The organism is Schaalia odontolytica, from assembly GCF_002847525.1.
Lineage (GTDB): Bacteria > Actinomycetota > Actinomycetes > Actinomycetales > Actinomycetaceae > Pauljensenia > Pauljensenia odontolytica_B.
The window spans coordinates 42,532-65,948 of the sequence record NZ_PKKM01000012.1 but is presented as its reverse complement, the minus strand read 5'-3'; the positions used below and the strand labels follow the sequence as shown (position 1 = coordinate 65,948).

17 protein-coding genes are annotated in these 23,417 nt (G+C 67.0%); 13 read left to right on the top strand and 4 right to left on the bottom strand.

Going from position 1 to position 23,417, the window contains the following annotated elements; all coding sequences use genetic code 11:
• The first annotated feature begins 82 nt into the window (after window positions 1-82).
• Together CYJ22_RS08630 and rarD are read left to right on the top strand one after the other, a co-directional pair.
• Window positions 83-1,405, top strand: coding sequence for a glutamyl-tRNA reductase (locus CYJ22_RS08630; protein WP_101602322.1), 1,323 nt, complete (start codon window positions 83-85; stop codon window positions 1,403-1,405).
• Complete coding sequence (gene rarD / locus CYJ22_RS08625) at window positions 1,402-2,352, top strand: EamA family transporter RarD (protein WP_101602321.1); 951 nt, start codon at window positions 1,402-1,404, stop codon at window positions 2,350-2,352. Before CYJ22_RS08630 ends, rarD begins: the two co-directional genes overlap by 4 nt.
• 854 nt (window positions 2,353-3,206) lie before the next feature.
• Here the strand turns inward: rarD and dnaB are convergent.
• A complete protein-coding gene (gene dnaB, locus CYJ22_RS08620; protein ID WP_007589131.1) occupies window positions 3,207-4,562 on the bottom strand; it encodes a replicative DNA helicase in 1,356 nt (451 codons plus the stop codon).
• 339 nt (window positions 4,563-4,901) lie between these two features.
• On the opposite strand from dnaB, the gene CYJ22_RS08615 reads away from it, so the two are divergent.
• From CYJ22_RS08615 to rplI, 5 genes are all read left to right on the top strand, one after another.
• Window positions 4,902-6,275, top strand: coding sequence for an MATE family efflux transporter (locus CYJ22_RS08615; protein ID WP_101602320.1), 1,374 nt, complete (start codon window positions 4,902-4,904; stop codon window positions 6,273-6,275).
• Between the two features lie 265 nt (window positions 6,276-6,540).
• A complete protein-coding gene (rpsF, locus tag CYJ22_RS08610; protein ID WP_007589137.1) occupies window positions 6,541-6,831 on the top strand; it encodes a 30S ribosomal protein S6 in 291 nt (96 codons plus the stop codon).
• Between the two features lie 35 nt (window positions 6,832-6,866).
• Window positions 6,867-7,433 (top strand): single-stranded DNA-binding protein, encoded by a 567-nt coding sequence (locus tag CYJ22_RS08605; protein ID WP_003791437.1) that lies wholly within the window; start codon window positions 6,867-6,869, stop codon window positions 7,431-7,433.
• A gap of 94 nt (window positions 7,434-7,527) precedes the next feature.
• The gene (gene rpsR, locus CYJ22_RS08600) at window positions 7,528-7,770 is read left to right on the top strand and encodes a 30S ribosomal protein S18 (protein WP_007589142.1); all 243 of its coding nucleotides are present in this window, start codon (window positions 7,528-7,530) and stop codon (window positions 7,768-7,770) included.
• A 21-nt stretch (window positions 7,771-7,791) separates the two neighbouring features.
• The gene (gene rplI / locus CYJ22_RS08595) at window positions 7,792-8,250 is read left to right on the top strand and encodes a 50S ribosomal protein L9 (protein ID WP_007589133.1); all 459 of its coding nucleotides are present in this window, start codon (window positions 7,792-7,794) and stop codon (window positions 8,248-8,250) included.
• 409 nt (window positions 8,251-8,659) lie between these two features.
• Here the strand turns inward: rplI and CYJ22_RS08590 are convergent, their stop codons facing one another.
• The 3 genes from CYJ22_RS08590 to CYJ22_RS08580 form a co-directional block, all read right to left on the bottom strand.
• Entirely contained in the window at window positions 8,660-11,008 is a 2,349-nt protein-coding gene (locus CYJ22_RS08590) for a transglycosylase domain-containing protein (RefSeq protein ID WP_007588885.1), read from the bottom strand.
• Between the two features lie 137 nt (window positions 11,009-11,145).
• The gene (gndA, locus tag CYJ22_RS08585; protein WP_007588887.1) at window positions 11,146-12,612 is read right to left on the bottom strand and encodes an NADP-dependent phosphogluconate dehydrogenase; all 1,467 of its coding nucleotides are present in this window, start codon (window positions 12,610-12,612) and stop codon (window positions 11,146-11,148) included.
• A 103-nt stretch (window positions 12,613-12,715) separates the two neighbouring features.
• A complete protein-coding gene (locus tag CYJ22_RS08580; protein WP_034496594.1) occupies window positions 12,716-14,245 on the bottom strand; it encodes a CCA tRNA nucleotidyltransferase in 1,530 nt (509 codons plus the stop codon).
• A 210-nt stretch (window positions 14,246-14,455) separates the two neighbouring features.
• On the opposite strand from CYJ22_RS08580, the gene CYJ22_RS08575 reads away from it, so the two are divergent.
• The 6 genes from CYJ22_RS08575 to CYJ22_RS08550 are packed head-to-tail and all read left to right on the top strand — an operon-like array spanning window position 14,456 to window position 22,585.
• The gene (locus CYJ22_RS08575) at window positions 14,456-14,926 is read left to right on the top strand and encodes an NUDIX hydrolase (RefSeq protein WP_003791425.1); all 471 of its coding nucleotides are present in this window, start codon (window positions 14,456-14,458) and stop codon (window positions 14,924-14,926) included.
• On the top strand, window positions 14,913-17,357 hold the full coding sequence (locus CYJ22_RS08570; RefSeq protein ID WP_101602319.1) for a DUF6049 family protein: 2,445 nt from the start codon (window positions 14,913-14,915) through the stop codon (window positions 17,355-17,357). The genes CYJ22_RS08575 and CYJ22_RS08570 overlap by 14 nt, the downstream gene beginning before the upstream one ends.
• Window positions 17,354-20,440 carry a lipid II flippase MurJ gene (locus tag CYJ22_RS08565; RefSeq protein ID WP_101602318.1) on the top strand — a complete coding sequence of 1,029 codons (3,087 nt, stop codon included), beginning with the start codon at window positions 17,354-17,356 and terminating at the stop codon, window positions 20,438-20,440. The genes CYJ22_RS08570 and CYJ22_RS08565 overlap by 4 nt, the downstream gene beginning before the upstream one ends.
• A gap of 17 nt (window positions 20,441-20,457) precedes the next feature.
• Complete coding sequence (trxB, locus tag CYJ22_RS08560) at window positions 20,458-21,495, top strand: thioredoxin-disulfide reductase (RefSeq protein WP_101602317.1); 1,038 nt, start codon at window positions 20,458-20,460, stop codon at window positions 21,493-21,495.
• A complete protein-coding gene (locus CYJ22_RS08555; protein WP_101602316.1) occupies window positions 21,492-21,923 on the top strand; it encodes a YchJ family protein in 432 nt (143 codons plus the stop codon). Before trxB ends, CYJ22_RS08555 begins: the two co-directional genes overlap by 4 nt.
• A 20-nt stretch (window positions 21,924-21,943) precedes the next feature.
• Entirely contained in the window at window positions 21,944-22,585 is a 642-nt protein-coding gene (locus CYJ22_RS08550; RefSeq protein WP_101602315.1) for a phosphatase PAP2 family protein, read from the top strand.
• The last annotated feature ends 832 nt before the right edge of the window (window positions 22,586-23,417 follow it).

The window sequence follows — 23,417 nt, the reverse complement described above, 5'->3', positions numbered from 1 at the left end:
TTCCAAAATGACACGGCGTCACCAACATAAATAGCTTCGCTACTCTGCTCGCGCTACCCGCGTGCCCTTAAATGGACGCGTTGTGACTATTCATGTGCTCTCCGCGGACCACCGCTACACCCCCCTCGATGACATCGCCCGGCTCTCCAGCGCGGACGATCTGGGTCCCACCCTCACGCGCTCGCTGCCGAACGCGCGCGGAGTCATGGTCCTGCGCACCTGCAATCGCGTCACCATCTACGTCGACGCCCCGGCCTCGGCCGACCCCCACGCGCTCAAGGACGCGGTCGAGCGCGAGCTCGCCCAGGCCTCGCACGCACAGCGCGAGGACGTGCACCTGCGTCACCTGTGGGGTCGCGACGGCCTCGTCGATCTGTTTTCGACTGCGGCGGGACTGGAATCCATGGTCATCGGCGAGCGCGAAATCGCGGGGCAGATGCGACGCGCCGCGCGCACGGCCTGGGAGGACGGGACCCTCAGCTGCGACCTGGGGCGCGCCGCCGAACGGGCCTCGGCGACCTCCCGCCGCGTCGCAACCGAGACCGGACTGGCCGGGGCTGGACGATCCGTCGTCGCCGTCGGCCTCGACATGGCTGCGGCTCACCTGGGACCGTGGGTGGACACGCGCGTGCTCATCGTCGGCACGGGCGCCTACGCGGGCGCGACCGTCAGCGCCCTGCACGCGCTCGGCGCATCGGACGTGTCCGTCTACTCGACGTCTGGGCGCGCACGCGAATTCGCCGAAGGGCGAGGCATCGGCTGGGTTGATGCCGCAGACCTGCCCTCTGCTCTGAAGCGCGCCGACCTCGTGGTGACATGCCGAGGGCTGGGAAGCCCCGTCCTGACGCGCGACATGGCCGCCCAGGCCGGGCACACCGTGGTCCTGGACCTCGCCCTCATGCGCGACACCGAAAGCTCCGTCGCCTCACTCCCGAACGTCACGCTCATCGACCTGCCGACCATCCAGGCCTCGGTCCCGGCAGCCGATGCTGACGCGCTGACGCGCGCCCGCGCCATCATCGACGAGGAGGTCTCCTCCTTCGAGCGCGGCCTCGGCGCCCGATCCATGGACCCGGTCGTGCGGCACCTGCGCTCACGCGTTTTCCGCATCGTTGAGGAGGAGATCGATCGCCTCGGCGAGGATCCCCTCTCGACGGACGACGCAGCCCGAGCACTGCGTCACCTGGCCGCGCGCCTCATCCACAACCCGACCGTCATGGCGCGCCGGGCCGGCGAGGAGAGCCAGCAGGAACGCTACCTGGAGGCCCTCGGCGTGGTCCTCGGCATCGACGAGACCGCCCTGATCTCGGGGGACGACGCGACCCCTCACGCTTTCTCGCCAGGTGATCACAGCCGTTCCCGCGGCGGCGTCTGCCCACACAATGTTCATACACTGGGTGCATGAGCACCCAGAAGAACGAACCACGCGCACTCGCCCTCGGCGTTTCCTGCTACGTGATCTGGGGTTTCTTCCCCCTGTACTTCTCGCTGCTCTCCCCCGCCGGCGCCGTCGAGGTGATCGTCCACCGCGCGGTGTGGGGCCTGTTCTTCTGCCTGGTCGCACTCGCTGTGACGGGTTCGCTGGGGAAGATCCGCGCGCTGATCGCCGACCGGGGAGCCCTGTGGCGCCTCGCGGTCGCGGGCGCGCTCGTCGTCGTCAACTGGTCGGTGTACGTGTACGCGGTCCTCGCCGGCCACACAACTGATGCGGCGGTCGGCTACTTCATCAATCCCCTCGTGACGATCGCGCTGGGCCTCATCGTGCTGCGCGAGCGCGTCACCCCAATCCAGAAAGTGGCCCTGGCCCTCGGCGTCGTCGCCGTCGTCATCCTCGTGATCGGCCAGCGTTCGGTACCTATCGTCTCGCTCACGCTCGCTCTGACGTTCGGCCTGTATTCCCTCGTGAAGAAGGACGTGGCCGCACGCGTCGACCCGCTGGCGGGCATGGCGATCGAGACGGCCGCGGTCTCGCCCGTCCTGCTCGGCTACTACGCCTACCTGGCGGCCACATCCTCGACGTCTTTCCACACGATCGCCTCATCCGACGACTCTGGGGTGTCCTGGGTAATTCACCTGGCGCTCCTGGTGGGCGCGGGTGCGTTGACGATGATCCCCCTCATCATGTTCGCCTCGGCAGCAAGGGGCCTGACCCTGGGGACGATGGGCTTCCTGCAGTACCTGGGGCCCACCCTGCAGCTCCTCGTCGCAGTGTTCATCTTCCACGAGACCGTACCCACGTTCCGCTGGATCGCAATGGGCGTCGTGTGGGTGGCGCTGAGCTGCCTGAGCGCCGACTGGCTACTTTCCTCCGTGCGCGCCAAGCGCCTGGCGCGCACGGGGCACCAGGACTGAGGCCGGGGACGCGAGCAACAACGGGCAGCGAGGACGGTACCGCGCACAGTTTTGTGTCGCCCTCTCGGTGAGGTCCGCACCGTACACTGAGGCTCGCACCGCGCGGCGCATAGTGGGCGTCAGTGCTGCCTCACAGAACCAAGAAGCGAAAGAAAAACCACCCCCGCACGGGGATCCGGCACCCCAGATGAAACATTTTCCACCCCTGCACGCGGATCCGGCACCCCAGATGAAACATTTTCCACCCCTGCACGGCATAGATCGGGCCATCATGAAATTTTCATCGCCCACACACACCCAAAATGCCCAATTTCCGACCATTTTCACCGTGCTGGGGCGATATTTCTTTCACAGAGACACCCCACACGACCATACAGTGCTACGCAGGGGCGATATTTCTTTCATACAACCCCTCGAAGCACCCCCAGCGTGGCGGACACCGGAGGAACCAAGCACACCTCGAGACGCAGAGCCTAACCGCGGAGCCGGAAGGTCACAGCAGGACCAGGCCTCAGAAAACTCGCATGCAATTCGATTGAAAGAAGTTTCAACAACGTCTGAAAACGTTGGAATACCAACAATCAAAATTCATGGTTTGAAAGAACTGTGAGGGAATTGCATGCGAAATTGATTGTGGACTCAGCAATGAGGGTGCAATGGCCCGGATATGAAGTGAGCCAGGCTGCGGTGCCCGTGGGCGGCGGCGGGGCCTGGCCGGGCTTCGAGACGACGCGCCGAGCGAAGCTCGCGGCGCGGACGGCTCGCGGGCGGGCCGCCGCCCACGGGCACAACCAGCAGCCCGGCCCCACAAAGCACAAGCGGCGCCCAGAACACCGGGCCCGGGCAAAGCGCCTTTACTCTCCGCCGCCGCCGGGTTCCGGGCGTCCCGTGTAGTTGACAAAGCGCGCCATGTCGCCCTGGAAGAGGGCGGTGACGGTCGCGGTCGCGCCGGCGCGGTGCTTGGCGACGATGATGTCAGCCTCGCCGGGGCGGTCTTCCTTGTCGTAGTAGTCGGGGCGGTGCAGCAGGATAATGATGTCGGCGTCCTGCTCGAGCGAGCCGGATTCGCGCAGGTCGCTCATCATGGGCTTGCGGTCGGTGCGGCCCTCAGAGTTACGGTTCAGCTGCGCGACGGCGATGACCGGAATGTCGAGGTCCTTGGCCAGGAGCTTGAGGTTTCGCGACATCGCGGAGACTTCCTGCTGACGCGACTCGACCTGGCGGCCGCTCGTCATGAGCTGGAGGTAGTCGATGACGACGAGGCCCAGGTTTTCCTGCTGCTTGAGGCGGCGGCACTTCGAGCGGATCTCGGAGATGGTGATGTTCGCGGAGTCGTCGACGTACAGGGGTGCCTCGCTCATGCGCGAGGTGGTTTCGGCGACCTTGCGCCAGTCGACGTCGCTCATTTTGCCGGCCTGCATCTTGGACAGGCGCACGCCGGACTCGGCGGAGAGCATACGCATCGCGATTTCCTGCGAGCTCATTTCCAGGGAGAAGATCAGCGACGTGATGCCGTGCTTCATGGACGCCGATCGGCAGAAATCCAGGGCGAGCGTGGACTTACCCATGGCGGGTCGGGCGGCGACGATGATCATCTGGCCGCCGTGCAGGCCCTGGGTGAGTTCGTCGAGGTCGGTGAAGCCGGTGGGCACGCCGTTGAGCTTGCCCTGGTTCTTCTCGATGTCTTCGAGCGCGTTGAGGATGTCCGAGCTCATCTGCGTCATGGAGACGTAGTCTGTGGTTTCGCGCCCGTCGGAGACGGCGTAGACCTCGGCCTGGGCTTGGTCGACGATCTCGTCGACGTCGCCGCCCGCGTCCGCGTAGCCGAGCTGGACGACGCGCGTTCCCGCGGTGACGAGGCGGCGCATGATGGCGCGTTCGCGCACGATGCGCGCGTAGTAGGCGGCGTTCGCGGCGGTGGGCACGGAGGCGATGAGGGTGTGCAGGTAGGCTGCGCCGCCCACCTTCGACAGGACGCCCGCGCGCTTGAGTTCGCCGGCGACGGTGATCGCGTCGGCGGGTTCTGCGCGGCCGTTGAGTTCGACGATGGTGTCGAAGATCGTCTCGTGGCTGGGCTGGTAGAAGTCCTGCCCGCGCAGCATCTCGGAGACGACGTTGGCGGCCTCGGTCGTCAGCATCATCGATCCGAGGACGCTCATCTCCGCGTCGATGTCCTGCGGGGGGACGCGGTCGAACTGGTCGTCGGACATCGTGATCCTCTCGGGTGCGCGGTCGTATAGGGACGAGGCCGGGGCCGGGCTGAGTGCCGCGAGCGCGGCCTGAAGCCCTGTGGATAGAGAGCCTTCAGGCGAAGACTAACGCGTTGTAGGCGATCGCGCGACCGGCGCTGTGCACGGGCATGTGCACATATTGTGGATAACCTGTGCACAACGCCGACGACGCCTGTGTACAACGCGAAATGACCGATCTGTCAGGGCAGATATCCTCATCACAGTCACATCATTGTCATTCATTGAGCCATCTAGAATTTCCCAATGTACGGCTTTCCACAGGCCTGTGCACACATTGTGGAAAAGAATCGGAGTGTCATGACGAGCACACAGGGACCCAGCGACCCGACCTCACCCGCGAAGCGTGAGGGGGACCCGGCCTCGTCGGCCCCGACGATCACCACGCGGATGATCCTGGCGCTCGCGCTGCCCTCTCTGGGGGCCCTCATTGCGGAGCCTCTGTTCACCGTCATCGACTCCACGATGGTGGGCCATCTGGGAACCCCGCAGCTGGCGGGCCTGGGCATCGCGTCAACCGTGCTGAACACGGCGGTCGGGCTCTTCATCTTCCTCGCCTACTCGACGACCTCCCTGGCGGGCCGGCACCTGGGGGCCGGGCGACGCGACCGTGCGATCCGCTCGGGGGTCGAGGCCATGTGGCTGGCGGGAGGCCTTGGCGCCCTCGCCGCGATCCTCCTGGCCGTCTTCGCTTCTCCCCTGCTCACCTGGCTAGGGGCCGACGCGGCCACCATGCCGCACGCCCTGGCCTACCTGCGCGCCTCCGCGCCCGGCCTCGTCGGCATGTTCGTCGTCCTGGCGGCCACGGGCACCCTGCGCGGGCTGCAGGACACGCGCACTCCCTTGGTCGCAGCGTCCGTGGGCGCGGCCTTCAACGCGGTGGCCAACTGGGTGCTCATGTATCCCCTCGGCCTGGGGGTGGCGGGTTCAGGCCTGGGCACCGCGATCACCCAGACGCTGATGGCGGCGTTCCTCGGGTGGATGATCGTGCGAGCGGCCCGGCGCGAGGGCGTGAGCCTGCGCCCCTCCACGCACGGCCTGTTCGGCGCGGCACTCGAGGGAGCGCCTCTGCTCGTGCGCACCCTCGCACTGCGCGTCGCCCTCCTCGCGACCCTGAGCGCGGTCACCGCGATCTCCACCCAGGCCCTGGCCGCTCACCAGATCGTGTGGACCCTGTGGTCCTTCGCCGCGTACGTGCTCGACGCCCTCGCGATCGCCGCCCAGGCGCTCGCCGGATTCACAACCGGCACCGGAGAGCGCGGCGCCATGCGCCCCCTCCTGCGCACCCTCTCACGCTGGGGCATCGGCTTCGGCGTCGCCGTCGGCGTCGCTCTGGCGATCACCGCGCCCTGGATTACCCGCATCTTCACGACCGACCAGACCGTCATCGACTACGCGACCGTCGCCATCATCGTCGGCGCACTCTTCCAGCCCATCGCAGGCTACGTCTTCCTCCTCGACGGCGTCCTCATCGGCGCGGGCCGAGGCCGCTACCTGGCCGTCGCCGGCATCGTCAACCTTGTCGTCTACGCGCCCCTCCTGTGGGTCATCGCCCACTCCGCCACGCTCACGGCACGCCCCTCCCTCGCCCTCGCGATGGTCTGGCTCGCCTACTCGGCCGTCTACACGGGCATGCGGGCCCTCACCAACGGGCTCGGTGCCCGCTCTCTGTAGCCGATCGACGAGGCCGGGGCCGGCCTCGTCCCCACCCGCGGTTTCGCGCGGGGGTCGGCGTCCCGGCGGGGCGAGCCCACGCCTCGTTCCGAGGAGCCCAATCGTGACCGGAAACGCCCTAGCGAAGACGCTGCCACCCGTGTAAAGTGGGTAGCTGGACTATCCGCACCCGCGGCCGGTCCAGCAGGCCCTCACGGGCCATACGCAACGCCCTCCTGTCACGGACCGTCCGTGACCGTAAAGACCATAGGAGGTGGGAACCAACGTGCGTAACTACGAACTGATGGTGATCCTCGATCCTTCGATCGACGAGCGCACCGTCGCCCCCATGATGGAGAAGTACCTGGCACCCGTGGCTGCCAACGGCGGATCCGTCGAGAACGTTGACGTCTGGGGCAAGCGCCGCCTTGCTTACGACATCCTCAAGCGTTCTGAGGGCATCTACGTCGTCATCGACATGACCACGACCCCCGAGGTCGCTCTCGAGATCAACCGCCGCATGGGCATCGACGAGACCATTCTCCGTACGAAGCTCCTGCGCCCCGACGCTCACTGAGCCGACACCACACCCTCTAAGCCCGAGGAGCCGACATGGCCGGAGATACCGTCATCACTGTCATCGGTAACCTGACCGCTGACCCCGAACTGCGTTGGACGCAGTCCGGTGCCGCGGTCGCCGATTTCACGGTGGCCTCCACCCCCCGAACCTACGACCGTAACGCCGGTGAGTGGCGCGACGGCGACACCCTCTTCATGCGCTGCTCCGTGTGGCGCGAGACCGCTGAGAACGTCGCCGAGTCGCTGCGTAAGGGCATGCGCGTCATCGTTCAGGGTCGCCTCACCCAGCGCTCGTACGACACCCAGCAGGGTGAACGTCGCACGGTCGTTGAGCTGCAGGTCGACGAGGTCGGCCCCTCCCTGCGCCGCGCACGCGCGCAGGTCACCCGCACCGCCCCCTCCGGTGGCGGCGGCTACCAGTCCGACAACCGCGGCCAGCAGGGCGCGCCCCAGCAGGGCGGCGGTTACGGCGGCGGCCAGGGTGGATACGGCCAGGGTGGCGCCAACTACGGCGCACCGACCGGCGGCTCCCCCGAGGACCCGTGGCGTTCCGCCCCCGCTGGCGGCGCCACCTCCTTCGGCGACGAGCCCCCGTTCTAAAGTCGCGCGCCCCGGCACCTACGCCGGATAGCGCCACGTCGAAGACAACACGCTTGGGGCGGCACAGTCCGCCCGGATTCACTAGGAGACCATCATGGCGAAGCCCCAACTTCGCAACAAGCCCATCAAGAAGAAGGCCAACCCGCTGAAGTCGGCCAAGATCGACAAGATCGACTACAAGGACACCGCTCTGCTGCGTAAGTTCATCTCGGACCGCGGCAAGATCCGCGCCCGTCGCGTGACCGGTGTTTCCACGCAGGAGCAGCGCAAGATCGCTCGCGCCGTCAAGAACGCGCGTGAGATGGCTCTGCTGCCCTACTCCACGACCGGCCGCTGATAAGGGAAGGACACAGCTGATATGGCTACCACGAAACTGATCCTCACCCACGACGTCCCCAACCTCGGCCACGCCGGCGAGGTCGTCGAGGTCAAGGCTGGCTACGCCCGCAACTACCTGGTCCCCCGCGGCTTCGCCGCCAAGTGGACCGCCGGCGCGCAGAAGCAGATCGACCAGATCGCCGCTGCTCGTCGCCGCCACGAGATCGCCACGATCGACGACGCTCGCGCCGTGCGCGACGCCCTCCAGGGTGCCGTTGTCGAGATCTCCGGCAAGGTTGGCAACTCCGGCCGCCTGTTCGGCGCCGTCTCCGCTGCTGCGATCGCTGACGCGGTCAAGGAGCAGCTGGGCCAGACCATCGATCGTCGTCGCGTCATCATCGCCTCGCCCATCAAGGCCGTTGGCGACTACACGGTGACCGTCGGCCTGCACCCCGAGGTGTCCGCGAACCTCAAGGTCCGCGTTTCCGCCGCGAAGTGAAGGCTTCACGCATCGGTTGAATGCTGAAGGGGTGGCCCCCGCTCATTCGAGCGGGGGCCACCCCTTTTGCTGTGCATGCAAGATCTGACGTTCGTCTACGACACGTCACTGCTTGTCCCCTCAGGAGCGCGGCAACGGAGGGCACATGGTGGGAGCGCAGACGCTCACACGCGGATAGGTTGTGCGCATCCGGATAGGTTGTGCGCATCCGGATAGGTTATTCGCTTGTGGATAGGTTATTAACCTATCCAGATGTTCGTAACCTATCCAGATGTTCGTAACCTATCCAGATGTTCGTAACCTATCCGCATCGTCGTTTCCTATCCGCATACGCATACTCCCGCAGTGAACGCACTGCGGGCCCCGAGGATGCTCCTCGGGGCCCGCAGCTCGGCGCTAGGACGCGCGGCTAGTTTCTTCGACCGCCATTGTTGTTGCCGCCATTGTTGTTGCCGCCGTTATTGTTCCCGCCATTGCCGTTGTTGGAACCGTTGCCGTTGTTCCCGTTGTTGGAACCGTTGCCACCGTTCCCGTTGCCGTTGTTCCCGTTATTGGAACCGTTGCCACCATTCTGAGAATTCTCGGTGGGTTCGGCGGAGGGCGTCTCGGTGGGGGTAGGTGTCTCGGTGGGCTCGGCAGCGGACTGCGGGGCCTCGGTGGTCGCGCTCGGCGCGGGCGTGGGCGCGTTATTGTGCACCTTGCGGTTAGACTCGACCTTCCACGGGAAGTCGTCGCCCGGGAGGTTCGCGGTTGCCGGCTTCATGTAGTCGATCCACACGTCGACCGGCCAGTCGCCGCCGTGGAACTGTCCAAGTCCGCCGATGTCGTCGAGAGGCACGGAGTTGCCCGCGTCGTCGGACTGGTACATCGACACGGCGGTGACCATGCCGGGCACGAAGCCCACGAACTGCGCAGAAAGCTGGTCCGAGGAGGTACCGGTCTTGCCGGCTGTCGTCAGTCGCGCGATCGAGGCATCCACGCGGTTGGCCGTACCCTCGCCCGTCGTGACGGCCTCGAGGGCCGGCATGATCGAGGAGACTTCCTCGACCTCGAAGACGCGCTTAGGAGCCACGTCGCCGCTGTAGAGCAGCTTGTTATTCGAGTCTTCGACCTTCTTGACGATGTGGGCGGTGACGCGCTCGCCACCGTTCGCGATCGTCGAGTAGGCGGTCGTCAGGTCGATGTTGTGCGGCGAGGAGGGGCCCAGGACGTTGAGGAGCTCATCGTTCAGGCCGACCGTATCCTCGGGGATACCCGCGTCGATGGCGGCCTTGAGCGTGTTCTCCGGCTCGACATCGTCGTTGAGGCCCACAAACACCGTGTTCATCGAGTAGGCGGTCGCCTTCACGAGGGTGACGTTACCGAAGGAGTAGCCGCCGTCGTTGTAGACGGGGGTGCCCATGCCTCGGAAATACTGCGGGGACTTGCCCGAGTACGTGTCGTAGACCGTGCCACCCAGGCGCGCGTTCGCCAGCAGGGCGAAGGGCTTGAAGGACGAGCCGGCCATCGCGATATCCTGCGTGACAGCGTTCTGCTGGCGCTTCTCGTAATCCGCGCCCGCGTACTCGGCGAGGATCTCGCCAGTGGCCGGATCCATGGAGGACAGGGCGACGTGCTGGTGCGTCGGATCCCAGCCCTCGACCTCATTCATGCCCTCAGCGGCCGCGACGGCCTGGTCCTGGTGTTCCTTGACAATCGTCGAGGTAATGCGCAGACCACCCTGGCTGATCTTGTCCTCGTCGAACTGGCCGGAGGCGAGCAACTCCGACTTCACCTGAGCCATCAGGTAGCCGGTCGTTCCGGTCATCGACGCGCTGTTGAGCGTGTCGGGGTCGATCGTCTCGGGGAAGACCGCGGCGTCCTTCTCGGCCTGCGTGATCCACCCGTCCTCGACCATGAGGTTCAGGTCGCGCTCCCAGCGCTCCTTCGCCTTATCGGGGTTGACGGCGGGGTCCCACGCGGAAGGCGCGGGGATGACGGCGGCGAGGAGGGCCGACTCGGACAGCGTCAGCTGATTGGCGCCGTGCCCGAAGTAGGCCTGGGCGGCAGCGTCGATGCCGTAGGCGCCACGACCAAAGTAGATCGTGTTCATGTAGGCACCGATAACCTCGTCCTTGGACTTCTCACGGTTGATCTTGATCGCCAGGACGGCTTCCTTGAGCTTGCCCGTGTAGGACGTGGTCTCGCCGATGTAGTAGCGCTCCACGTACTGCTGGGTCAGCGTCGAGCCACCCTGGCGAGCACCGCCGCGCAGGTTGTTCACGAGGGCGCGGAAGATGCCCTTCAGGTCAACACCCGAGTTCGTGTAGAACGTGCGGTCCTCGGAAGCCACGATCGTCTTCGACACGTAGTCGGGCAACGTCGTCGTATCGATGATCTGACGGTTGATGTCGCCCAGCGTGCCCATCTCGGTCGTGCCGTCGGCGTAGTAGACGGTGGTCTTCTGCGCGAGCGCCAGGTCATCCGGCGCGGGCACGGTCAGCGTGTTGTAAAGGTAGAGGAACACGGCCATACCGGCGATAAAAGCACCCAGGAAGATGGTCAGAATTCCGAAGCCGATGCGCTTGGCCCACCGGAACCTCTTCTTCGCGGGGCCCTTCTTTCCGGCCGACGATGCCTTGGCAGCCTTCCGCGATGCATGCGATCCGGCCGCGGCGCGCACCGCGCGCCGCGAGGGCAGCGAGTCCCGCCCTGACGTGCCGGAGCCGCCAGGCTCGATGATGTCGTTCCAGTCAGACTGTCCGTTGTTAGTAGCCACGTATTCGCCCTTTCAGCGGATTGGTGTACCCCTAGATTAACCGGGTTTCCTGAAAGAACCCCAAAGTATGGGCTGCAACACAAAGGGGTGGGTGCCACGCACCCACCCCCTCGTGCAGCTTCCGCCGCAGTCTCAGATCAGGACCACTGCTCCTCGGGACGACCATCGACAGCCCACAGGGTGTGGAAGACACCCTCCTTGTCTACCCGGTGGTAGGTGTGGGAGCCGAAGAAGTCACGCTGACCCTGGATGAGGGCCGCCGGCAGGCGCGTCGCGCGGATCTGGTCAAAGTAGGCCAGGGACGAGGCGAACACCGGAATCGGAACGCCGGCGAGGGCCGCCTGGGCCACGACGCGACGCAGCGCGGGCGTGCACTCCTGGAAGCGCGTCGCGAACGGCTCGGCGGCCAGCAGCAGCGGCAGGTCGGGGTCGGCCTCGTAGGCGCGGGTAATGTCGTCGAGGAAGGCCGCGCGGATAATGCAGCCCGCGCGCCAGATGCGAGCCAGGGCGCCCTTGTCGATGCCCCACTCGTATTCCTTCGCGCCGGCCTCGATCTCGTCGAAGCCCTGCGAGTAGGCGACGATCTTGGAGGCGAACAGCGCCTGGCGCACGTCCTCGATGAACGCGGCCCGGGCCTCGTCCGACTCGATGACGAGGGAACTGGCGTTTCCCGCGAGCGCCTGGCCGGCCGCGCGCTGGGCGGGCTCGGAGGACGCGCCGCGCGCGAAGGTCGCCTCGCCGATCGCGGTGACGGGGACGGCCAGGTCGAGGGCGGTCTGGACCGTCCACTTGCCGGTGCCCTTCTGCGAGGCGGCGTCCACGATGAGGTCGACGAGGGGCTTGCCGGTCTCGGCGTCCACCTGGCGCAGGACCTCGGCGGTGATCTCCATGAGGTAGGAGTTGAGCTCGCCCTCGTTCCAAGCGGCGAAGATGTCCGCGATCTCGGCTGGGGTGGCGCCCAGGCCCTCACGCAGGAGGGTGTAGGCCTCGGCGATGACCTGCATGTCGGCGTACTCGATGCCGTTGTGCACCATCTTCACGAAGTGGCCGGCACCGTTCGCGCCGATGTACGTGCAGCAGGGGACGCCGTCGTAGGTGGCGGCGATGGACTCGAACATAGGGCCGAGGCGGTCGTACGAGGCCGGGGTGCCGCCGGGCATGATGGAGGGACCCCACAGGGCGCCCTCCTCGCCGCCGGAGACGCCCGCGCCCACGAAGTGCAGGCCGCGCTCGGCGGCCCACTTCTCGCGGCGGATCGTGTCGGTGAACAGGGAGTTACCGCAGTCGACGATGATGTCGCCCTCGTCCATGAGGTCGGCGAGCTGCTCCATGACGGCGTCCGTCGAAGGGCCGGCCTGGACCATCATGATGGCGACGCGGGGTGCGCGCAGGGATGCGATGAAGTCTTCCAGCGTGGACGCGGGAACGAAGGTTGCTTCGTCGCCGTGCTCCGCCATGAGCTTCTCGGTGCGAGCCGGGGTCCTGTTGAAGACGGCGGTCGCGTAGCCGTTGCGGGCCAGGTTGCGGGCGAGGTTTGCGCCCATGACTCCCAGGCCGTACACGCCGATGTCGGCCGATGCCTTCTCGGGGGTGAACGTGCTCATGCGATAACTCTCCTAACAAAAAGTTGAATTATTCCCAGAGTACGGCGGCATGAGCGGGGGTGCACCATGCGCGGGCGTGACGATTGTCGCCCCGCGCCCCGTCTCACTGCCCCTGGACCTCGCGGGCGGCCTTCGCGGCGGCCTTGCGGGCCTTCTTTTCCGCGACCTTGGCCTCCCAGTGGGCCTGCTGGGCCTGGTACTCCTCGGCGAGGGCGCGCACGTCGTCCGATGCCCACCAGTCGAGAAGCGCCTGACGGGCAGCCTCCTCGCCCAGCGGCCCGCGCTCCATGCGCAGCTCGAGCAGGTAGTCGCGGGCGATCTTCACGGCGCGCGAGGGGCGCAGCCCGAGGATCTCCATGATCTGGTCGCCGTCGAGGTCGGGGCGGATCGCGTCCAACTCCTCCTGCTCGCGCAGGGCGGCGATGCGCGCCTCGAGATCGTCGTAGGCGGCGGACAGGTAGTTGGCCTTACGGCGGTTGCGGGTCGTGCAGTCCGCGCGCGTGAGGCGGTGGAGGCGTTCGAGGAGGTCGCCCGCGTCGGCCACGTAGCGGCGCACTGCAGAGTCGGACCAGGCGGCCTCGCCGTAGCCGTGGAAGCGCAGGTGCAGCGCGACCAGGGTGGTGACGGCCTCGATCGTCGCCTTGTCGAAGTGCAGGGCCTTCATGCGCTTGCGCGTCATCTTCGCGCCCACGATCTCGTGGTGGTGGAAGGACACGGTGCCGTTGGGCTCGAAGCGGCGGGTCGCCGGCTTGCCGACGTCGTGCATGAGGGCGGCGAAACGCAGGATGAAGTCAGGGGCGGGCACGGGACCGTCCGGGCCGGTCTCCAGGTCCATCGCCTGCTCGACGACGGTGAGGGTGTGCTCGTAGACGTCCTTGTGGCGCTTGTGCTCGTCCACCGTGGAGACGAGGCCGGCGACCTCGGGCAGGACGATGTCGGCGACGCCCGTGTGCACCATCAGCTCGATGCCGCGGCGCGGATAGGGCGAGATGATGAGGCGCTCGAGCTCGGCGCGGATGCGCTCTGCGGAGACGATCTCCAGGCGCGAGGCCATGGTCTCCATCGCGTTCATGACGTCCATGTCGACGTCGAGGCCCAGCTGCGCGGAGAAACGCGCCGCGCGCATGATGCGCAGCGGGTCGTCGTCGAAGGACTGCTCGGCGGACACGGGGGTTCGCAGGTTGCCGTCCGCGAGGTCAGCGAGGCCGCCGCACGGGTCGACGAGGGCCATCTGCGGCAGGCGCATCGCCATCGCGTTGACCGTGAAGTCGCGCCGCGTCAGGTCACCCTCGAGCGTGTCGCCGAAGGTCACCTCGGGCTTGCGCGAGCCGATCTCATACTCATCGGTGCGGTAGGTCGTCACCTCGACGACCAGGTCGCCGCGGCGACCGCCGATCGTGCCGAACTCCTTGCCGATGTCCCAGGTCGCGTTGCCCCACTTCGCCAGGAGCTCCTCGGTGCGCTCGGGGCGCGCGGAGGTCGTCATATCGAAGTCGTGCGGAGTCACTCCCAGGAACGCGTCGCGCACGGGCCCGCCGACGAGCGCGAGCTCCTCCCCGGCCTCGTGAAAAATCGTGCCGAGTTCCATAATCGCGGGCGGGAGCGCCGCAAAGGTCCTCGTGGCGTTCGCCATGAGGGTAGGAATGTCCGTCGTTCCGGCGTTTTGCGCGGTCACGGGGCCGTTATTCGGGGAAGTTGACTGGGTACTCATCGCCCTTAAGCATGCCAGGAAAGCGCCCTGGCCGACTACCGGGGGCCGCGCACCGGCTAAAGTGGAGTCATGCCTGCACGTCCAGTTGACCGCCGAGGCGGGGTGCCACGACCCCCGCGTCGGTCCGCTTCTGTGCGCGCTGGCCGCTCTCACCTGCCGATTTCCGCGGAAACCAGCGCGGGCGGCATCGTCGTCGACGTGCGTGACGGAATTCCCTATGCGGCGTTGATCGCGCGACGCAATCGAGCGGGTCGCATCGAGTGGTGCCTGCCCAAGGGCCACCTCGAGGGTTCCGAGACCCCCCAGCAGGCCGCGCTGCGCGAGGTCGCCGAAGAAACCGGCATCCACGGGCGCATCATCCGCCACCTCGCATCGATCGACTACTGGTTCTCCGGCAACGACCGCCGCGTTCACAAGGTCGTCCACCACTACCTGATGGGGTATGAGTCCGGCACGATCTCCGTCGACGGGGATCCGGATCACGAGGCCGAGGAGGCCGCGTGGGTGCCGCTGCGCGACGTGTCACGCCAGCTGGCATACCCCAACGAGCGTCGCATCGTGCGCATCGCCCTTGACCTGTTGTATCGGGATGGCCGTGACTAGGCGCGCGCTCGCGGCTGGCGTCCTGTGCGCGGCGATGGCTCTTCCCTTCGGCCTCGGTCTGAACGAGGCCGGGGCCGCTCCGCTGCCCGCCGTGACCTCGCAGGCCGACGCGTCACGTCCCGCGGTCATGGGCGCGGCGGCCGAGGCATCCGGCCTCGTCATCTCGATCAACTCACTGTCGCCACGCATCATCACCAGTGAGAACGAAGTGATTGTTTCCGGTACTGTCCGAAACGACTCACCCACGACACTCGCAAATATTTCCCTCCAGGTGTTCGTCGCCAACGAGACGCCAATCTCGGTGGCCGCACTGACGACGGCGCTCACCGAGGACGAACCGGACGCCACGCACGCCGCGACCTCCTCCCTCACCGACGTTGCCCGCGGGGCCACCGTCTCCTTCGAGATTCGTATCCCCACGTCCTCCCTTCCCTTGACCGACGCGACCGAGTGGGGCCCACGCGTCGTCACCGTGGCCGCCAACTCTGGCGAGTACTCCGGCAAGGACCGCTCAATCCTCGTATGGGACTCCGGCTCCCAGGTCTCCGCCTCGCGCGTAAGCGCCGTAGTTCCCTGGACCTCCTCGAACGCCACCCAGGACCAGGCCGAACGCTCCGCGGTCCTCAACCTGGCGGCCTCCTCCGGCGTCACGCTCGCCGTCGACCCGCTACTCATCCCGCGCGGACCGCAGCCCACGGCCTCGCCGAGCCCCACACCCGATTCCGACACCTCCGACGCCGAATCCGGACAGTCAGATCAGTCCGACGCCGAATCCGGGCAGTCCGGCACACCCACGGCCGCACCGAGCACGTCCTCCTCCCCCACCCCGACCCCCGCGCCCACGGCGACAGACCCCGCGCAACGCTCGCGCGACCTGCAGTCGGAGGCCTTCGTGTCCGCTCTCATGGGAGCCGCGAACGAGCTCATTGCCCTGCCCGAGGGCGACGCCGACCTCGGCGCCCTCGCCCTGTCGGGCAACGCAGGCTTCTGGGACCGCGCATCCGACTCCATCGCGGGCTTCCCCTCCTCCCTGCGCGAGGCCGGATGGGTGGCCCCCACGCCCTCGACCGCGTCGCCGAGCCCCTCACCGTCCGCGAGCGCCACAGAAACGCCGAGCCCCTCGCCGTCCGCGAGCGCCTCCGGACAGAGCGGCACCACGACGACATCACCCGACACGGGTCCCACAATCCTGCGCAACGTCGCATGGCCGGCAGACACGACCTTTGGCACGGCGTTCCTGTCGAACTACGCCTCTGCCGACCAGATCACGATCGCCCCAACCTCGGCGCTCACCCCCGCCGAAGAGGTCACCTTCACCTCGTACGCGCGCGTGAACGTCAACCCTTCGACGGGCGAGACGGCAACCGACGGAACCGGGGCGCGCACAATCGCCCAGCAGGCCGACCTGGCCTCGATCCTGTCGTGGAACGCATCCGGCGGTGATGAGCTCGACGCCGAGCAGGCCCTGACGGCGATCACGGCGATCATCGTGCGGGAGCGTCCCTCCTCGTCGCGCACTATTTTCGCAGCGGCTGCGCGCGGAACGACTGTCAACGAGTCACTCACCAAGCGGGTCAACGCCCTCTTCTCCCCGCGGTGGGTCTCACCCCTGTCCTTTACGGACATGGCCGCCAGTGAACCGACCGACGTCGACCGGCAGACCGTCGACACGGGCACGCTCGACGCCGACACGTCCACCGCGATCACGGCCATGGCCTCGTCCCTGACCATGCTGGAGCCGCTCGCCAACGCGACCGATGACCCCAAGGCCGTGTACGACTCGGTCACGCCCCGGATTCTGCCCGCTCTGTCCGCGCAGCTGACGCCCTCCGAGCAGCTCGACTCGGCCACGGCGATGACCTCCCAGATCACGGGCATGCTTTCAGCCGTGACCGTCGAGCCCTCCTCGGCCGTCAACCTCATCAACAAGTCCGCGAACTTCCCGGTCCTCGTGCGCAACAACCTGCCCTGGCCGGTGCGCGTCGACGTCACCCTCGTTCCCGACGACCCACGACTGCGCGCCACCCCCGCGCTCTCCCAGACGCTGGCCGCGCAGGGTGCCACGACCGTCGAGGTCCCCGTCGGGGCGATCGGCAGCGGCGACATCGAGGTCACCTACAAGGTGACGACCCCGGACGGCACCGTTCTCGATGACTCCCGTACCGTCACCGTGCGCATGCGCGCCGGGTGGGAGGATGCGATCACCGCGGTCATCGCCTCCCTCTTCGGCCTGCTCTTCCTCGTCGGCATCAGGCGATCACTGCGCAAGAGAGCAGCGCGCAAGGCGCAGGCATCCTCCGACGGATCCGCGCAGGAGACGACACAAGCAGACACCGAGGCCGAGCCCGCCACCGATGGCATCGACGAGGCATCGGCCCGAGCGAACGACACCACCGAAACAGAGACAGCAACGACGAAGGAGACCCCATGAGCTCGAACACGCCTCGCCGATCGATCCTGAGAGCATCGGCGCTCATGGCGTCGGGCACCATGGTGTCGCGCATCCTCGGCTTTATCCGTAACGCGATGCTGATCGCCGCGGTCGGCGCGACCGCCGGCGGCGTGGGCGCGGCCTTCCAGACGGCGAACACGCTGCCCAACACCGTGTTCAACCTGCTGGCCTCCGGCATCTTTGACGCGGTCCTGGTCCCGCAGATCGTGGGCGCTATCAAGCGTCGCCACGACGGTGACACCTATGTCAACCGTCTGTTGACCCTCGCGGGGACGCTCCTCTTCCTCGTCACCTTCGTGACGATGGTACTGGCACCCGTGCTCGTCATGATCACGGCGGCTGGCTACACCGAAGACATTCGCAACCTCGCGATCCTCTTCGCGCTGCTGTGCCTGCCGCAGCTCTTCTTCTACGGGCTGTACAACCTACTGGGCGAGCTCCTCAATGCTCGTGAGATCTTCGGACCCTACATGTGGGCACCGGTCGTTAATAACGTCGTCGGCATTGCTGGCCTCGGTGTATTCCTCGCGATTTGGGGCGGCGCACCCGACGGCGGTATTCCCGCGGGCGACCTGACGGGCGCACAGTTCTGGGTCCTCGCAGGATCGGCGACCCTCGGCGTCATCTGCCAGGCCCTGTGCCTGCTGTGGCCAATGCGCAAGGCGGGCGTGTCCTTCAAGCCCGACTTCCACTTCCGAGGTACCTCTTTCGGCTCGATGCCCCGAGTCGCAGGATGGACGTTTGCGACCCTTGGCGTCTCCCAGGTCGGCGTCCTGTCGACCAACAACCTGGCCGCGATGGCTGACGGCTTCATCGGCCGCAACGGCGCGCAGGGCGGCGTCGTCGGCATCCTCGCCTACTCGACGGCGTTCATGATCTTCATGGTGCCCCAGTCGCTCATCACCGTGTCGCTGACGACCGCGATCTTCACGCGCATGGCAGGTGCCGTGGCCGACGGCGATGACCGTGCGGTGGCCGACAGCTACCACCTGGGCGTGCGCACAATCACCTCGCTGACCCTCGTCGCAGCGGCCATGCTGATGGCCGGCTCCGTTCCGATGATGGAGATCGCGATGGCGGCCAAGGGCGGGGATCCCGAGGCCGTCACCGGCTACGCCCTCGTCCTGACCTCTCTCATGCCCGGCGTCGCATCCACCGGCATGGTCCTCATGAGTCAGCGCGTCTTCTTCGCCTACGAGAACGTCAAGCCCGTGTTCCTCATGGGTATCGGCCCCACGATCATCCAGGTCATCGTCGGCTGGTCGATGTACGCCCTGACCGGTGCGCGCTGGTGGGTCGTCGCCGCCGCCCTCGGCGAAACGGCCTGCCGCTTGACGCAGGGCATCATCGCCGTCGTGTGGGTCTCGCGCGAGAATAGCTTCGTTGATCGCGCCGGACTGCTGCGCTCCTACGTCGCCTACCTGGGCGCAGCGATCGTCGCAGGCTTCGTCGGATTCGGCGTCCTGTGGCTCATGGGCATCCACACGGACATCTCCTCGACGCTGGGACGCATGCTGCTGGCGGGCGTCAAGCTCTCCATCGTTTCGGCGGTGACCGGCCTCATCTACCTCATCGTGCTTCGCTTCGCTGCGCCCCGTGAGTCCGCGGTGATGATGCGCCCGCTGCTGACACGTCTGCGTGTCCCGGGTGCTGTGGTGAACATCCTGGCAGCGTCTTCCACTCCGACCACCGAACCAACTGCGATAATGGCGGGACACACACCCGACGAGACGGAGGAACCGATGGCTCCCACGCCCGAACGCACCGGCGACGAGAAGAAACTGCCGTCGTTCGACGAGGTGGTCGCTGCCTCGCCGATTCCCGCTCCCCCGGCGCCTCCCGCCCCGTCGAGCGATGAATCGCTTGATGTTCCGCCGATTCCCGCTCCCACCGACGTCCCTGCGTTCGGTCCCGCGACGCAGGCTCCCGTCGAGAATCCTCTCGTCGCTGAGGCCATTGCTGGCCCCACAGTCGACGCCATTGCCGATGCGCAGGCGATCCCGGCGCCCGACGAGGACCCGATCCCCGCGCCCGACGAGGATCCCATCCCGGCGCCCAATGGAACGTCGATGGCGGAGTCCCTCGCCGCCCTGGGCGTCGAGCCCGTCACCGATGCCACGGACAGCGCCGAGGTTGCATCCGCGTCCTTCCCGTTGGCTCCCCCGCCGCCGGCCCCCGCGACCAACAGCTACGAGCGCGACGGCGAGGTTAACCCCGCGGACTACCCGCACCCCGAACCTCTCGCTGACGCTCCCGTGACGCACCAGATTCCCCGCGTGCATGCAGCAGTCGATTCGGCGATCCCCGCCCCTCCCGCCGAGGATCCGACCGAGGTCATGGACTCCATTCCCCCGATCCCCGCGGCACCCGCACAGCCCGCCCCGGCCTCGTCCGAGGAGGAGGAAGCCAAGCCCGAGCGTTCCGCCAAGCTGATCGATCCGACGCGACCCGCACTCATCTTCGGCGTCGTTCTGTTCCTCTTCGGCGCGATCTGGGGTCCGTGGATGGCGACGCGACCGGTCACCGACCTGGATCTCGGCCAGTCCCTGCGTAACGGCGTGGCCGCGCAGGAGTCCGGCGAAGAGCCCGCCCCCGCGCTCACCACAACGCCTCCCCCGGCGGAATCCGTGACGCCCGTGATCTCCTCGGTTCAGGTCCTGTCGTGGAACAACGACGACGGCGACCACCCGGACCGCGCGATCAACATGATCGATTCGAACCCGTCGACGTCCTGGTCGTCGCGCTGGTTCGACAACAACCAGTTCCGCGACGAGACCTCCGTGACGATCGTTGTCAAGCTCCAGCAGAAGGCCACCATCTCCTCGGTCACGCTCACCATGGACCCGGCCACCTCCGGCGGCGAGATTGTCGTGCGTAACGTCACGGATCCCTCGAACCCGCGCGGTGGAACAGAGCTGGCCACTTCTGCGTTGTCTCCGACGACCACAATTCAGCTCCCGACACCTGTCGAAACCGACTCGATTGCGCTGCAGTTCCGTTCGATGCCCAAGGGCCAGGACGGCCGCAACTGGGCGTGGATCTCCGAACTCACCGTTCAGTAACCCTAAGGAGGGTACGCATGTCTTTCGTGACGATTCCAGGCCTTGTGACGGCCGAAAACACCGATTCGACCCCCGAGGCCGTCGAGGTCCAGGTCCCGTCGGCTGATGTTCCCGAGGGCGCCACCGTCCACGATGTCGTCATCGTCGGCTCGGGCCCCGCCGGCTACACGGCTGCGGTCTACACGGCCCGCGCCGGCCTCGCCCCCATCGTGCTGGCCGGTCAGCTGGCCGCGGGTGGCGCGCTCATGAACACGACCGAGGTCGAGAACTTCCCCGGTTTCCCGGAGGGCATTCAGGGCCCCGAGCTCATGGACAACATGCGCGAGCAGGCCGAGAAGTTCGGCGCGGACATTCGCTACGAGGACGTCATCGCCGTCAACCTCGAGGGTGACGTGAAGGCCGTGGCGACCGAGGACGAGGTCTTCTACGCGCGTGCCGTCATCCTGGCCACCGGCTCGGAGTACCGTCACATGAACGTGCCCGGCGAGGACGAGTTCTCCGGCCGCGGCGTCTCCTACTGCGCGACCTGCGACGGCTTCTTCTTCAAGGATCGTCGCCTGGCCGTCATCGGCGGCGGCGACTCCGCGATGGAGGAGGCCACCTTCCTGACGAACTTCGCGTCCGAGGTCGTCGTCGTGCACCGCCGCGACGCCCTGCGCGCCTCGCGCGTCATGGCCGAGCGCGCCCTGAACAACCCGAAGATCTCCTTCGAGTGGAACGCGACCGTCGAGGAGGTCCTGGGCGACGAGGCCGTCACCGGCCTGCGCCTTACCTCCACGGTGGATGGCTCCACGCGTGAGATCGCCGTGGACGGCGTGTTCGTCGCGATCGGACACCTGCCCCGCACGGGCTTCCTGCGCGGCCAGGTTGCCCTCGACGAGGCCGGCTACATCACGGTCGACGAACCGTCGACGCGCACGTCCGTCGCGGGCGTCTTCGCGTGCGGTGACGCCGTGGACCACACGTACCGTCAGGCCATCACGGCGGCCGGCTCCGGCTGCCGTGCGGCCCTGGATGCGGAGCGCTGGCTGGCGTCCCTGGGCGACCAGGCGTGACCTCCTCCCCCGCTGCTCCCGGCGCTGCGAGCGCTGGCGCGCCCCGGCCTCGTACCTGCCCGTGCGGGTCGGGAGCGATGCTGGCGCAGTGCTGCGGGCGCTACCTGGACGGCGAGGTGGCTCCGACCGCCGAGGCGCTCATGCGTTCGCGCTACACGGCGTTCGCGCTGCGCGACGAGGACTACCTGTTCCGCACATGGCACCCGCGCACGCGCCCCGCTCCCCCCTACTGGGTGGAGGGGACGCAGTGGACGGGTTTGCAGATCCTGGGGGCCGAGGCCGGGGGTCCTTCCGACGAGGAGGGCACCGTGACGTTCGTGGCCTCGTGGCGGGACGTATCGACTGGCGAATCCGGGCAGATGCGGGAGCATTCACGCTTCTCACGCCGAGCCGGGCGCTGGGTCTACGAGTACGGCGCCAACGACTGACACTACGGTAGGATTTCACTATGATTGCTCGTCGCCTTCTGACTCCCCCCGTGATCATCGGGTTTCTCCTCGTCGCGGCTGTCGCCGTCGCGGGCGGATTCATCACGAGTCCCCTGCCAATCGACACCACGGTGTGGTCTGACTTCGTCGCGTCGCGCACGCCGGCGATGAACTCGTTCATGACGGGTGCGTCGTGGCTCTTCGACCCCAAGCGCGCGGTCGTCGTGGCGCTGGTCGTGGCGGGCGCCGTGTGGTGGTTCATCAAGAAGGTCATGAATGCCCTGTACATCCTGTGTTCCGTGGTGTTTTCGGCCGCAAACAGCTTCATCATCAAGCACCTGTACGAGCGTCCCCGTCCCGAGGAGGCGCTACGCCTGATCACCGAGGACGGCTACTCGTTCCCATCGGGTCACGCGACGGCCGTGACCGCGCTGTTCGTGTCCCTGGTGCTGGTCCTGACGACGACGCGCCTCGGCCGCCGTCTGCGCTACCTGCTGTGGGCCGCGGCGCTGACGCTCATCGTGTTCATCTGCGTGACGCGCCTGTACCTGGGCGTCCACTGGGTCACCGACGTGCTCGCCGGCTTCAGCGTGGGTCTCGGCTCGTCGATGATCTTGGAGCCGTTCATGATTGGGCCCAACGCCCTGAAGTTGTTCCGCTAGTTATCGGAGCTCAATTGTTGCGGGGGCGCCCGGGACCGACTGGTCCCGGGCGCTTCTGCGTGCGCTGTTCAAGGTGTTAACGCGCATGTTTAGGGGCCCACATGCGCGCAACACACCACGCCAAAACGCCGTTGTGCCCAAATCGCAGACCACTTCGCCAATAACAGCCCATTTTCAGCGTTTTTCACCGAGGTGGTCTGTAGTTTGGGCGTTACATCAGCATCAGATGCAGATCCAGCTCCACCGATCGGGGAGAATTGCGCCATCCAAGCCTCCGACACGCCGACGACACACCGCCAGAGGGCTTCGCATGGCGCAAAACCCCCATCGCCACCGGCGTGGAGGGCACCGAGAAAACGCAGGACCGGGATGCTGCGCTCGCGTTGGTGCCAGGGCCAGGGCCAGCGCCAGACAATTTCGCATGCAATTCAAAAACACAAGTGACGCAGCATCGCAGATCGATACGGACTAGCACGATGCCGGAGGGGAATTGCATGCGAAATTACTATGGCGTGGGCGGGGTGAGGCCTGGCTGCGGTGGCGGGGCCTGGCCGCGGTGCCCGTGGGCGGTGGCGGGGCCTGGCCGGGCTTCGAGACGACGCGCCGCGCCCATCAGCACACCAGGCACCACTGGTGTGGAGGGCGCCGGAGGGTCCGGAGGGCCTGGCTGCGGTGCCGGTGGGTGGCGGCGGGGCCTGGCCGGGCTTCGAGACGACGCACCGAGCGAAGCTCGCGGCGCGGACGGCTCGCGGGCGGGCCGCCGCCCACTGGCACACCAAGCAGCCCGGCCCAGCAGGCACCCGGGTACGCCAAAGGGGCGGGTACCGAAGTA